Here is a 13,469-nt window from a genome sequence, read left to right on the forward strand (position 1 = left end):
ATAGCCCGCCACGCACCCTATAACGCATAGCGCCAGCCTCCATGCACCAGAAAGTGCACGATTATTGGCACAAACCTTGCTAAGACCGGGATGCAAGTCCGGGCGCACGGCCCCTATCCCCGGCACCCGCGAAAACAATGAACCGGAGGAAGAAGAATTGGCAAGCGCGAACCGCATCGTTGAACTGTCCCACCATGTCGGCCGCGTAGCGGACCACAAGATCTCGGGCATTGCGGAGATCAACCGCGAGACGAAATTCCTCGCCCTGAATGCGTTGATCGAGGCTGCGCGTGCCGGTGATGCCGGACGCGGCTTCAGTGTGGTGGCAAGTCAGGTCAAGCAGGTGTCCGAGCGCATCTCGGCCATCACCGGGGAACTCAACAGCGAACTTGCTGGCTCGATCGCCGAACTCACGCAGCTCGGCGATGCCATGATCCGGCAGATGCGCGATCACCAGGGCCAGCGCCTCGCCGACATGGCGCTGAACATGATCGAACTGATCGACCGCAACCTGTACGAGCGCTCGTGCGACGTGCGCTGGTGGGCCACCGATGCGGCCATCGTCGCCGCAGCCGCGCAGGCAGATGTGGCGGCCTGCGCCTGGGCCAGCAAGCGGCTCGGCATTATCCTGGACAGCTACACGGTTTACCTGGACCTGTGGGTCATCGATGCACAAGGCCGCGTGCTGGCCAACGGCCGCCCGGGCACCTACGGCGGCGTGGCCGGGCGCATGGTGTCGGGGGTGGACTGGTTCCGCCGCGCCATGGGCACCGCGTCGGGCCAGGACTATATCGCGCACGATGTTGCCGTGTCGCGCTTCCTGAACCAGTCCGAAGTGGCCACCTATGCCACCGCCATCCGCGCCGACGGCAAGGCCGATGGCGAGCCGATCGGCGTGCTGGCCATCTTCTTCGACTGGGCGCCACAGGCCGCCGCGGTGGTGAAAAACGTGCGGCTGTCGCAGGACGAATGGCGTGGCACCCGTTGCCTGCTGCTGGATTCCGGGCGCCGTGTTATCGCCGCCTCGGACGGTGCCGGCGTGCTCGATGAAGTGTTCCCGCTGCAGGATGGCAACGCACCGTCCGGCTTCTATACGGACAAGGCCGGCCGGCTGATCGCTTTCGCCCGTACGCCGGGCTACGAGACCTACCCGGGCATGGGGTGGTATGGCGTGATCGTCCACGACGACGGGCAGCCTGCCCGCCACTGAAGCGCAGGCGCCAATCCGCGGCCGCGGTGCCTCAGGCGCCGCGCCGGCACCCGGCTGTCCGCCCCCTGGGTACGGGCACGCTCCCGCATTGCCTGCCTTGGCGTACAATATCCGGTTTGACGATGCGAGCCCCTGGCTGTCGCCCCATGGCCGGCCTGGCGCACACCTCGCAGCAGTCCGCGCATGTTTGAGCCGCCCGCCCGCCGGCTGGCCGCTTTTCCGCCCCTTTTTGCCGCCCAGCAGCCATGACAATCGCCCGTACCGAAGACATCATTGCCGACATCCGTGCCGGCCGCATGGTCATCCTCGTGGATGAAGAAGACCGCGAGAATGAAGGCGATCTGGTCCTGGCTGCCGATTTCGTCACACCCGAGGCCATCAATTTCATGGCCAAACACGGTCGCGGCCTGATCTGCCTGACGCTGACCGCCGAACGCTGCCGCCAGCTGAACCTGCAGCCGATGGTCAGCCGCAACGGTACCCAGCACGGCACCAATTTCACGGTATCGATCGAGGCCGCCGAAGGCGTGACCACCGGCATTTCCGCGGCGGACCGCTCCCGCACCGTCGAAGCCGCCGTCGCGCGCGACGCCAAGCCGTCCGACCTGGTGCAGCCGGGACACATCTTCCCGCTGACCGCCCAGCCCGGCGGCGTGCTGATCCGCGCCGGCCACACCGAAGCCGGTTGCGACCTTGGCGCCCTGGCCGGCCTGACGCCCGCCGCCGTGATCTGCGAGATCATGAAGGACGACGGCACCATGGCACGCCTGCCGGACCTGATCGAATTCGCGCAGGAACACGACCTGAAGATCGGCACCATCGCCGACCTGATCCACTACCGCAGCCGCACCGAAAGCATCGTCGAGCGCGTGGGCGAGCGGTCGATGGAAACGCCTTACGGTACCTTCCACAGCATCGTCTACCGCGACAAGCCCACCGGGAACGCCCACCTGGCGCTGGTCAAGGGCACGCCGACGCCGACGCAGGAAACCCTGGTGCGTGTGCACGAGCCGCTGTCCGTGCTCGACCTGCTGGAAGTGTCCCGCACCACCCACTCGTGGAGCATGCCGGCCGCCCTCGAGGCAATCGCCCAGGCCGAAAGCGGCGTGATGGTGCTGCTCAACTGCGGCGACTCGGCCGAACAGCTGTTCACCCAGTTCACCGCGCTGGACGAACCGCAAAACCGTCCGCGCCGCAAGCCGGACCTGCGCACCTACGGCATGGGCGCACAGATCCTGAAAGATGTGGGCGTGGGCAAGATGCGCGTGCTGGCGGCCCGGCAGCGCATGCCCAGCATGACCGGCTACGACCTGGAAGTGACCGGCTACCAGCCCATGAACGGGCTGGCCGACTGAGACTGAATACCCTGGCAGCCGCGCCTGGCCGTGGCCGCCAACCCCGAACTCTGGAGAACTGAACAATGGATCACGGCTTCTACCCCAGCAACCTCGACGGTGAAGGCCTGCGTATCGGCATCGTGCAGGCCCGCTTCAACGAGCCGGTCTGCGCCGAACTGCTCGAAGCCTGCGTGGCCGAGTTGGAAAAGCTCGGCGTCGAAGGCGAAGACACCCTGGTGGTGACCGTGCCGGGCGCGCTGGAAGTACCGCTGGCTCTGCAGAAGATGGCCGAAAGCGGCCAGTTCGACGCACTGGTCGCGCTGGGCGCCGTGGTGCGTGGCGAAACCTACCATTTCGAGCTGGTCTCGAACGAGTCGGGCGCCGGTATCACTCGCGTCGGCCTGGACTTCAACGTGCCGGTCGCCAACGGCATCCTGACCGTCGACACGGACGAGCAGGCCCATGCCCGCACGCGCGAGAAGGGCCGTGACTGCGCCCGCACCGCCGTGGAAATGGCCAACCTGGTGGTCGCCCTCGATTCGCTGCGCGAAAACGAAGGCGGCGATGCAGACGAGGACGATGATGAGTGACACGCCCGAAACCGGCAAGCCGGCAGCTGGCGCCAAGCCCGCCGCCCGCACCGAAGCCAAGGCACCGCCCAAGAGCGCGCGCCGCCGTTCGCGCGAGTTGGCCCTGCAGGGCCTCTACCAATGGCTGCTGAACCGCAACGACATCGGCGCGATCCAGGCCCACTTGCATGATGCGCAGGGCTTCAACAAGGCAGACCGCGAGCACTTCGACGCGCTGCTGAACGGCGCCGTGCGCGAAGAAGCCCGCCTGACCGCCGCGTTCGAGCCGTTCCTGGACCGTACGGTCGATGAACTGTCGCCGGTGGAGCGCGCTGCCCTGCTGGTCGGCAGCTATGAACTCGTGCATTGCATCGACATCCCCTACAAGGTCGTCATCAACGAAGCCGTTGAACTGACCAAGACCTTTGGCGGTGTCGAGGGCTACAAGTACGTGAACGGCGTACTGGACAAGCTCGCCGCCCAGGTGCGTTCGACCGAGGTCGCCGCGCGCCGCTGAAGCATCGGGCCCGCGGGCCCTGCCCTGCTTCGAAACGACACCCGCTCACGCGGGTGTTTTTGCTTCCAACCACTGCCTGCCCGAAAAGGGCTCCGCCGAAACCGCCATGGACCTGCAGCGCCTCGCCACCGCCTCCCGCCTTGCCAATATCGAGGCCTTCCACGTCATGGAGCTGGCCAAGCAGGCCAATGAGCTCGAACGTGCCGGCCGCCATATCATCCACATGGGGATCGGCGAGCCCGACTTCACCGCCGCCGAGCCGGTCGTGCGCGCCGCGGAAGCCGCCATGCGGCGCGGCGTCACGCAATACACCGGCGCGCTGGGCATCCATGCGCTGCGCGAGGCGATCGCCGGCTATTACAAGACGATGTACGGCCTGGACATCCCCGCACGGCGCGTGATCGTCACGGCCGGGGCGTCGGGCGCGCTGTTGCTGGCCTGCGCGGTGCTGGTGGAAATCGGCGCCGAGGTGCTGATGCCGGACCCGAGCTACCCCTGCAACCGGCATTTCGTCGCGGCGTTCGATGGCGCCGCGCGCATGATCCCGAGCGGCCCGGCCGAGCGCTTCCAGCTGACGGCCGCGCAAGTCGAAGCGCATTGGAACGAGCGCACGCGCGGCGTGCTGCTGGCGTCGCCGTCAAACCCGACCGGCACCTCGATCCTGCCCGACGAACTGTCGCGCATCCTGCAGGCGGTGCGCGCGCGCCAGGGCTTTGCCATCCTCGACGAGATCTACCAGGGCCTGTCCTATGACGCGCCGCCGGTATCGGCACTGAGCCTCGACGACAACGTGGTGACGGTCAACAGCTTCTCGAAGTACTTCAACATGACCGGCTGGCGCCTGGGCTGGCTGGTGGTGCCGGACGCGCTCGTGGCCGACTTCGAGAAGGTGGCGCAGAACCTGTTCATCTGCGCTTCGGCCGTGGCCCAGCATGCCGCGCTGGCCTGCTTCACGCCCGAGGCCATGGCGATCTATGACGAGCGCAAGGCCGAATTCCGCCGCCGCCGCGACCTGATCGTGCCGGCGCTGGAATCGCTCGGCCTGCACGTGCCGGTCATGCCCGACGGCGCGTTCTATGTCTATGCGGATTGCCGTGGCGTCAACCATGCGGCCGCCGGCGATGCCGACAAGCTGACGCAGGCGATGCTCCATGACGCCGGCGTGGTCCTGGTGCCGGGCCAGGATTTCGGGCCCCATACAGCGCGCGACTACATCCGGATCTCGTACGCAACCTCGCGCCGGAACATCGAGGAAGCCATGGCAAGGCTGCAGAAGCTGTTCCGCTGATCCGCTGACCCGCTGATCCCTCGGATCAGCGGCGCCGCTCCGACGACGCCGGCAAAAGAAAAAGCACCCCGCGGGGTGCTTTTTCATGTGAAGGGCAAACGACGCCTCAGGCGCTCTGCTGCGTATTGCTCGCCGCCTCAAGCTTATCGCCGTTCGGGCGGTGCTCCGCCTTGCCGTCGCCAGCCTTCTCGGCCTGCGTGTCAGCCACGCGCACACCCAGCAGCTGGCGCAGGCGCGCGCGCTCGGCCAGCACCTTGGCACCGTAGCCGCCGTCGGTATTGGTAGTGGAGCCCACGTAGTACTTCAGGCCGCCTTCGATCGAACCGGCACGGGCGATGCAGTCCTTCAGCACCAGCGCGCCGATCTTGATATTGGCGTACGGATTCAGTGCGGCGGCCACGCCACCGACGGCTTCGTACTTGTCCTGGTGCACCTTGGTCATGACCTGCATCAGGCCCTGCGCGCCGACGCCGCTTTCGGCATACGGGTTGAAGCTGGACTCGATCGCGATCACGCCCAGGATCAGCAGCGGGTCGATGCCGACCTCGCGGCCGGTCATGTAGGCGGCCTTGACCAGTTGCGCGGTGGCCTGCGCCGCCACGCGGTACTTGCGCGCGATGTAGTCGGCCACGGCCGCCTGTTCGCGCGCGGTGCCGAGCGCGCTGGTGCTGCGGGCGTCGAGCGCCACGCGGGTCACCGGGATCTGGGCCGCCAGGTGGGCCACGGATGGCACCTTGGCGGCGGACGCCACGCTCCATTCATCCACGCCCGAGACGCTCGGCAGGCCAACGCGGCCGCGACCGAGCTTGGCCGCCGCCACGTCCGCCGAACTCGAAGGCACGGCAGTGCTGGCGATGACCGGCACAGGCGCGGGAGCCGCGGCACCCACCAGCACGGCCGGCGCTTCGTCGCCGGCCAGCATGGCCGCCAGCGTGGTGCGCCATTCCTGGCTCAGCGACAGCGAGACGGCCGAAACGACCGATACCACGCCCAGACAGTTCAGGGCGTACTTCAAAGTTGTGCGGCCCCCGCGCAAGGCGCGGCCCGCGACCGGATGCGCAAATCGGAACTGAAATGCCCGATTCACTCCGGGTACCGGCGTTCGGAGGCGGACCTGCAATGCCCGCCCGATGCCGGGAAGATGAAGGGTTTTCCAACCGCTCATGCTTACCTCCATCCGTTGCCCGCTGCGCGCGCCAGACAGCGGCACGCACCCGATCTCAACGTACTCAAGTAAGGATGCTGCGCTGCCTAGCAGTGGCAACCAGCACCTGTTGGTGGGCGCTCCCCATGCGCCCAACTAGAAACAGGGCACGCTCTTGGGGGAGCACGCCCTGCCACGGACAACTCAAACGCTCCGGCGAGCCGCCAGAGGGCGACCGGTCAGGCCTCGCGGGCCCGCGCAACCGGTCTGGATGGAGGAATCTTTTGCTCACAAATTTTTATGTGCGCCCCTTGACACAAGGGCAGATTCCATGTTGCAACACAACATTCCATCGAGCAGACGCGATTGTAGGAACCGTTTTATAACCAGTCAAGCATAATGATTGTTTATAACCATACTTTCAGTTATTAGTAACAAGCCATGCGAGGCCGCGCATACGCCACCCGAATGCCGGGATTCGTAGGCCACGCCTAGGCCTGCCCCGATTCTGACGACGCTTGCGCAGGCAAAAAACTTACAATTTGCGTTGACGCAAACAATCGTTTTTTTTGCCGTGATGCCCGTGCGTGTGTATCGTGGCACACATCGCATGCCGCCACCGGCGCCGCGGCGACGCCGCATCAGGACCAGAATTCACTATGCAATACAAAGACTTGCGCGATTTCATCAACCAGCTTGAGCAACAAGGGGAACTGCGGCGCGTCGGCACGCCGGTGTCTCCCGACCTGGAGATGACGGAGATCTGCGACCGCCTGCTGCGTGCCGGCGGGCCGGCCGTCCTGTTCGAGCGCCCGGCAGGCGCGGGCGGCCAGGACGGTATCTATAGCGTTCCGGTGCTCGCCAATCTGTTCGGGACGACGCGACGGGTGGCACTGGGCATGGGCGCGGAATCACTGGAAGACCTGCGCGACATCGGCCGGGTGCTGTCGGCCCTGAAGGAGCCAGAGCCGCCGCGCGGACTGCGCGAGGCTGGCAAGCTCTTCACGCTGGCCAAATCCGTCTGGGACATGGCGCCCAAGCGCGTCGGCAGCCCCGCGTGCCAGGAGATCGTCTGGGAGGGCAATGACGTGGACCTGGCGCGCCTGCCGATCCAGACCTGCTGGCCGGGCGATGCCGCGCCGCTGATCACGTGGGGGCTGGTGGTCACCAAGGGGCCGCACAAGAAGCGGCAGAACCTGGGCATCTACCGCCAGCAGGTAATCAGCCGCAACCAGGTCATCATGCGCTGGCTGGCCCACCGGGGCGGCGCGCTCGATTTCCGCGAGCACGCGCTGGCCAATCCCGGCAAGCCGTTCCCGATCGCCGTGGCGCTCGGCGCCGATCCGGCCACGATCCTCGGCGCGGTCACGCCGGTACCGGACACGCTATCCGAATACCAGTTTGCCGGCCTGCTGCGCGGCAGCCGCACGGCGCTGGCCGGATGCCTGACGCCGACGCTGTCCGAACTGAGCGTGCCGGCTTCGGCCGAGATCGTGCTGGAAGGCCATATCCAGCCAGATCCGGCGCATCCGTCGGGTTATCAGCACGCCCTCGAAGGACCGTATGGCGACCACACCGGCTATTACAACGAGCAGGACTGGTTCCCGGTCTTCACCATCGATCGCATCACGATGCGGCGCGATCCGATCTACCACTCGACCTACACCGGCAAGCCGCCAGACGAACCGGCGGTGCTCGGCGTGGCGCTCAACGAGGTGTTCGTGCCCCTGCTGCAAAAGCAGTTCCCGGAAATCACCGACTTCTACCTCCCGCCCGAAGGCTGCAGCTACCGCATGGCACTGGTGCGCATGAAGAAGCAGTACGCCGGCCACGCCAAGCGCGTGATGTTCGGCGTGTGGAGCTTCCTGCGGCAGTTCATGTACACCAAGTTCATCGTGGTCGTCGACGACGACATCGACGTGCGCGACTGGAAGGAGGTGATCTGGGCCATCACCACGCGGGTCGATCCGGCGCGCGACACGGTCATGGTGGAGAACACGCCGATCGATTACCTGGACTTTGCGTCGCCGGTGTCCGGGCTGGGCTCCAAGATGGGCATCGACGCCACCGACAAGTGGCCGGGGGAAACCACGCGCGAATGGGGCCGCACGATCAGCATGGACCCGGCCGTCAAGGCCAGGGTGGACGGCATGATGGCCACCCTCTTCGACCGCCCTGCCGGCGCATGACGCCGGGCGCGAGTATCCTGTCAGGCTGAACCTCGGGGAGGCGCGGGATGCACCCGCCCCGATCGACCTCACCATCCGATGCCCGCGACAGACGGTGCCAGGAGGAGACATGACCACCCTCGCAGAAGGGAAATTGATGTGGACGCCGCCCGCCGCATTCCGCGACGGCAGCCAGCTCGCGCAGTTCATGCGCTGGCTGCAGCGTGGGCGAGGACTCGCGTTCGATGACTACGCCAGCCTCTGGCAGTGGTCGGTCACCGAGATCGAAACCTTCTGGGAAGCGGTGCGCGCGTACTTCGACGTGCGCTTCGACACGCCCGCGCAGCGCGTGCTGGACCGGCGCGTCATGCCCGGCGCCCGCTGGTTCGAAGGCGCCAGCCTGAACTACGTGCAGCAGGTGTTCCGCCACGCGGGCAGCGGACCGGCCCGCCAGCGTGCCGCCATCCGCCACGCGGGCGAGAATCGTCCGCTTGAAGACGTGAGCTGGGATGTGCTTGAAGCACAAGTCGCGTCGCTCGCACATGCACTGCGCGAGATGGGCGTCGGCCGTGGCGACCGCGTGGCGGGCTACCTGCCGAATATTCCCGCGACGATCATTGCCTTCCTTGCCACGGCGAGTCTAGGCGCGATATGGTCGGGCTGCGCGCCGGACATGGGCCAGGTCGCCGTAATCGACCGTTTCCGCCAGATCGAACCGAAGGTGCTGATCGCGGTGGATGGCTACGGCTATGGCGGCAAGCACTATGACCGCGCGCCGGTCGTGGCGGACCTCGTTGCCGCCCTCCCGTCGCTCACAGACGTGGTCATCGTCCCGCACACGGGCAACCCGGTCCGGGCGCGCGACGGTGTAAGCGCCCATGCCTGGCACGACGTGCTGTCCCATGGCGTCCCGCTGGCCATCGAGTCCGTGCCGTTCGACCATCCGTTGTGGATCGTCTATTCGTCGGGCACCACCGGCATGCCCAAGCCGATCGTGCATGGCCACGGCGGCATTGTCATCGAGCAGCTCAAGCTGATGGCGTTCCATAACAACCTCGGCCCCGACGACGTCTTCCACTGGTACAGCAGCAGTGGCTGGATCATGTGGAATGCGCAGGTCGCCGGGCTGCTGCTGGGCACCACCATCGCGCTCTATGACGGTAATCCGGCGTGGCCCGATGCGGGCGTGCTGTGGCGCTTCGTGGACGACGCGCGCGTCACCGTCTTCGGCGCCGGCGCCGCCTTCTTCACCAACTGCATGAAGGCCGGTGTCGAGCCGGCGCGCATCGCCGATGTGTCGCGGCTGCGCGGACTGGGCTCGACCGGCTCGCCGCTGCCGGTGGAAGCCTATGACTGGATCTACTGCCACGTGCGCAGCGATATCTGGCTGGCACCGATGTCGGGCGGCACCGATTTCGCCGGTTCCTTCGTCGCTGGCTGCCCGTTGCTGCCGGTGGTTTCGGGCGAGATGCAGTGCCGCTGCCTCGGCGCCAGGGTGGAAGCCTTCGACGACAGCGGCAAGGCGCTGATCGACCAGGTCGGCGAGCTGGTCTGTACCGAGCCCATGCCGTCGATGCCGCTGTTCCTGTGGGGCGATGCCGATGGCAAGCGCTACCGCGACAGCTACTTCGACACCTATCCCGGTGTCTGGCGGCACGGCGACTGGATCAAAATCACGGCGCGCGGCGGCGCCATCATCTACGGCCGCTCGGACGCCACCATCAACCGGCACGGCATCCGCATGGGCACCAGCGAGTTGTACCGCGTGGTGGAAGAACTGCCCGAGGTGCTGGACAGCATGGTGGTCGACCTGGAGTACCTGGGGCGGGAGTCGTACATGCCACTGTTTGTGGTTCTGCGCGACGGGGTTGTGCTGGACGATGCGCTGCGCGAAACGCTGCGCGGCCGCATCCGGGACGCGCTGTCGTCCCGCCACGTCCCCAATGAGATTCTCCAGGCGCCAGCCGTGCCGCGCACGCTGTCCGGCAAGAAGATGGAAGTGCCGATCAAGAAGCTGTTGCTTGGACATGCGCCGGACAGCATCGCGAACCGCGACGCCATGGCCAACCCGGACAGCCTGGACTGGTACTTCGGCTACGCCGCGCGATACCTGGCGGCGCGGCAGGCGGAGGCCGCCGCCTGACCCGCACGAGCCCGCCGAACTCAGAACTCGACATCGAGTTCGCTGATTTCGTCGGGCTCCTCGCGGGCTGCGGCAATCCATTCCTGGAGTTCCGGCATGGCCAGGATCTGCTTGCAGTACTCAACGGGCACCGGGTCCAGCATGACCCCATACGTGACGAAGCGCGTCACCACCGGCGCATACATGGCGTCAGCCATCGTGCGGGTGCCGAACAGGTAAGGGCCGCCATACCGCTCCAGGCATTCGGTCCAGATTGCGGTGATGCGGTCGATATCGGCCTGCGCGCGCGACCAGACTTTCAGGCCGGGGAACTGCCCCTTGAGGTTCATTGGCAATGCCGCGCGCATGGCGGCAAAACCTGAATGCATCTCGCCGCAGATCGCGCGGCAATGTGCGCGTGCGGTGCGGTCGTCTGGCAGCAGCCCCGCCTTGGGAGAGATCTCGTTAAGGTACTCGGCAATCGCCAGCGTGTCCCAAACGGTCACGCCCTGATGGCGCAGGCACGGCACCAGGATCGATGGCGAGAGGAGCAGGATCTCCGCGCGCACGGCCGGGTCGTCCGGCGTCACCAGCACCTCCTCGAACTCCAGGCCTGCAAAGCGCGCCAGCAGCCATCCGCGCAGCGACCATGAAGAGTAGGTCTTGCTGCTGATGGTGAGTGTGGTCTTGCCCATCTCGCCTCCTTGTCGCCCGTCGCGGCGATCAGCACGATACCGGCCATCCGGCTCTACGCACCCATGCAGTGCAGCGGACCAGCACCAGCGTGAAGCCTATGCGCCTGCCACGCCACCAGCATTCCATTCGGGTCAACCTGGCCAAGCGGCGTGCAAAGCTTGTGCCACCATTGATGCGGATGGCATATATATTGCGCATAGCGGGGCCACGGATTCACGGGAGGCGAGCCATGCTGTACCAGGCGTACCAGACCTACGCGGACATGATGCACCCAGGCTGTACGCTGGCCGGTCTCACCGCATCCATCCTTGCCACCAACCCGAGTGCCGCCGGTACCGATTCCATGCGTTCGCTATGGGCAGCCTGCGAGATCCTGGCGCTGGCACGGCTGACCCACCACCGTCCCGACTTCGGTATTGACAGCGTAGTCGTCAATGGCGTGCCCGTGCAGGTTTCCGAGGAAGTCGTCGCGCGTACGCCATTTTGTTCGCTGCTGCATTTCCGCCGCCACGGCATCGGTGGGCAGCCCCGCGTGCTGCTGGTTGCGCCGATGTCCGGCCACTTTGCCACCCTGCTGCGCGGCACCGCGCAGACTATGCTGGCCGACCATGACGTCTACATTACCGACTGGCACAATCCGCGCGATATCCCGCTGCTTGCCGGCCGCTTTGGCTTCGACGAGTTCGTCGGGCACCTGATTGCCTTCATGCACACACTTGGCGGACACACGCACCTGGTCGCCGTCTGCCAGCCAACCGTCGCCGCGCTGGCCGCTGCCGCGCTGATGGCCGAGGACGACGACCCGGACCAGCCGCCCAGCCTCACGCTCATGGCGGGTCCGATCGACGCGCGCGTCAATCCGACCAAGGTCAACGAACTGGCCATGGCCCGCCCGATCGAGTGGTTCGAGAGCAGGCTGATCGGCTTCGTCCCGCTGCGCTTTGCCGGCGCACTGCGCCGCGTCTACCCGGGCTTTGTCCAACTGCTGGCCTTCATGAGCATGAACCTGGAACGGCACGATCAGGCGCTGCGCGAGATGCACGCGCTGCGCTCGCGCGGCGAACATGAAAAGGCTGACGCTATCCAGGACTTCTACGTTGAGTACTTCGCCACCATGGACCTCACGGCGGAGTTCTACCTTGAGACTGTCAGTCTGGTATTCCAGCGTTTCCTGTTGGCGCAGGGACTGCTGGAAGTGGGCGGACGCCTCGTATCCACGCGCGCCATCCGCCGCACGGCACTGCTGACCGTGGAAGGCGAGCGCGACGACATCTGCGCCATCGGCCAGACCATGGCCGCCCAGGACCTATGTAGCAGCCTGCGCCCGACCCTGCGCATGCACCATGTGCAAACCGGCGTGGGGCACTATGGCGTATTCAATGGCAGGCGGTGGGAGACCCAGGTCTATCCGCTGGTCCGCGACACGATCTATATGCGGGATTGAAGCGGATAGGGGCGCGCAGCACGGCGGGCAGCCTCGGCGCATACAATGCGCAGTCCAACATCGGACAAGAGCATGGCCTCGCTACCCATCGAACGCTTTCAGGACCAGGACCTGGTCCGCATCGGGCAAGATGAAAACTACCTGTTGCTCGCGCCGCGGCATGGCGGACGGCTGGTGCGCTGGGTGTTGTGCGGGGAGGACATCTTGTACTGGCCAGACCAGGCCGACTGGAGCCGCGCAGCGAAGATCCGCGGCGGAAATCCGCTGTTGTTTCCGTTTATTGGACGACACTTTGTCGACGGGCAGGCCGGCCATTGGCGCGACGCGGATGGCACTGTTCACGCGTTGCCGCAGCATGGCTTTGCGCGCGACCTGCCCTTTACCGTCGCCAACAGTGGGGACGGCAGCATCGCCTTGGTTCTGGAAGCATCGGACCGTACCTGGACCGGCTATCCCCATGCGTTCCGCTTCGAGGCGCGCTACCGCCTGATCGACCGTGGACTGCAAGTGGCGCTGCGCACGGAAAACAGGGGCGACACGCGACTGCCCTACTATGCGGGCCACCATTTCTATTTTCGACTGCCCGCCGCGCAGCGGCCCCAGAGTCGCCTGCGACTGCCGCCCACCGCGCGGCGACGACAGGAGCCGGACGGTCGACTGACGGCGGCGGTGACGGGTGAGCCCGCCTATGCGCTGGACGATGACCGGCTGCAAGACACTTTCCATGTGCTGCAAGTCAGTGGGCCTGTCACGCTGGCCATGCCGGACAGAAGGCTGGAAATTGATCTCGACGTGCCAGGCAGCATCGCATGGCATGCGGTGACCACATGGTCGGAAAGTGACGAGTCGGACTTCTATTGTGTCGAGCCGTGGCTCGGCCTGCCTGACGCCATCCACAACGGCCAGGGCCTGCGCTGGCTGGAGCCTGGCCAGGAGGACACCGCCATTTGCCAACTACGCGTGGGCTAGATCGC

11 protein-coding genes are annotated in these 13,469 nt (G+C 66.1%); 9 read left to right on the plus strand and 2 right to left on the minus strand.

What is annotated here, in order from left to right; genetic code table 11:
• Positions 1-157 precede the first annotated feature (157 nt).
• The 5 genes from ACIGJC_RS11455 (at position 158) to ACIGJC_RS11475 (ending at position 4,921) form a co-directional block, all read left to right on the plus strand.
• A complete protein-coding gene (locus tag ACIGJC_RS11455) occupies positions 158-1,210 on the plus strand; it encodes a methyl-accepting chemotaxis protein (RefSeq protein ID WP_483708913.1) in 1,053 nt (350 codons plus the stop codon).
• 245 nt (positions 1,211-1,455) lie between these two features.
• Positions 1,456-2,565, plus strand: a complete 1,110-nt coding sequence (gene ribBA, locus ACIGJC_RS11460; RefSeq protein WP_483708914.1) for a bifunctional 3,4-dihydroxy-2-butanone-4-phosphate synthase/GTP cyclohydrolase II — start codon at positions 1,456-1,458, stop codon at positions 2,563-2,565.
• A 65-nt stretch (positions 2,566-2,630) separates the two neighbouring features.
• On the plus strand, positions 2,631-3,137 hold the full coding sequence (gene ribH, locus ACIGJC_RS11465; RefSeq protein WP_483708915.1) for a 6,7-dimethyl-8-ribityllumazine synthase: 507 nt from the start codon (positions 2,631-2,633) through the stop codon (positions 3,135-3,137).
• Entirely contained in the window at positions 3,130-3,633 is a 504-nt protein-coding gene (gene nusB, locus ACIGJC_RS11470; RefSeq protein ID WP_483711527.1) for a transcription antitermination factor NusB, read from the plus strand. Before ribH ends, nusB begins: the two co-directional genes overlap by 8 nt.
• A gap of 106 nt (positions 3,634-3,739) precedes the next feature.
• Positions 3,740-4,921, plus strand: coding sequence for a pyridoxal phosphate-dependent aminotransferase (locus ACIGJC_RS11475; protein WP_483708916.1), 1,182 nt, complete (start codon positions 3,740-3,742; stop codon positions 4,919-4,921).
• A 106-nt stretch (positions 4,922-5,027) separates the two neighbouring features.
• Here the strand turns inward: ACIGJC_RS11475 and ACIGJC_RS11480 are convergent, their stop codons facing one another.
• Complete coding sequence (locus tag ACIGJC_RS11480) at positions 5,028-6,086, minus strand: transglycosylase SLT domain-containing protein (RefSeq protein ID WP_483708918.1); 1,059 nt, start codon at positions 6,084-6,086, stop codon at positions 5,028-5,030.
• 638 nt (positions 6,087-6,724) lie between these two features.
• Here ACIGJC_RS11480 and ubiD point away from each other — a divergent pair.
• Complete coding sequence (gene ubiD, locus ACIGJC_RS11485; protein WP_483708920.1) at positions 6,725-8,254, plus strand: 4-hydroxy-3-polyprenylbenzoate decarboxylase; 1,530 nt, start codon at positions 6,725-6,727, stop codon at positions 8,252-8,254.
• Positions 8,255-8,363: 109 nt separating this feature from the next.
• Positions 8,364-10,376: an acetoacetate--CoA ligase gene (locus ACIGJC_RS11490; protein ID WP_483708921.1), complete on the plus strand. Its 2,013-nt coding sequence runs from the start codon at positions 8,364-8,366 to the stop codon at positions 10,374-10,376.
• Positions 10,377-10,396: 20 nt separating this feature from the next.
• Here the strand turns inward: ACIGJC_RS11490 and ACIGJC_RS11495 are convergent, their stop codons facing one another.
• Entirely contained in the window at positions 10,397-11,050 is a 654-nt protein-coding gene (locus tag ACIGJC_RS11495) for a glutathione S-transferase family protein (RefSeq protein WP_483708923.1), read from the minus strand.
• A 230-nt stretch (positions 11,051-11,280) separates the two neighbouring features.
• Here ACIGJC_RS11495 and ACIGJC_RS11500 point away from each other — a divergent pair, with 230 nt between their 5' ends.
• Both ACIGJC_RS11500 and ACIGJC_RS11505 read left to right on the plus strand, forming a co-directional pair.
• Complete coding sequence (locus ACIGJC_RS11500) at positions 11,281-12,495, plus strand: polyhydroxyalkanoate depolymerase (RefSeq protein WP_483708924.1); 1,215 nt, start codon at positions 11,281-11,283, stop codon at positions 12,493-12,495.
• Positions 12,496-12,567: 72 nt separating this feature from the next.
• The gene (locus ACIGJC_RS11505; protein ID WP_483708926.1) at positions 12,568-13,464 is read left to right on the plus strand and encodes an aldose epimerase family protein; all 897 of its coding nucleotides are present in this window, start codon (positions 12,568-12,570) and stop codon (positions 13,462-13,464) included.
• Positions 13,465-13,469 lie beyond the last annotated feature (5 nt).

The sequence above is a fragment of the Cupriavidus sp. C3SS-1 genome (assembly GCF_057073755.1).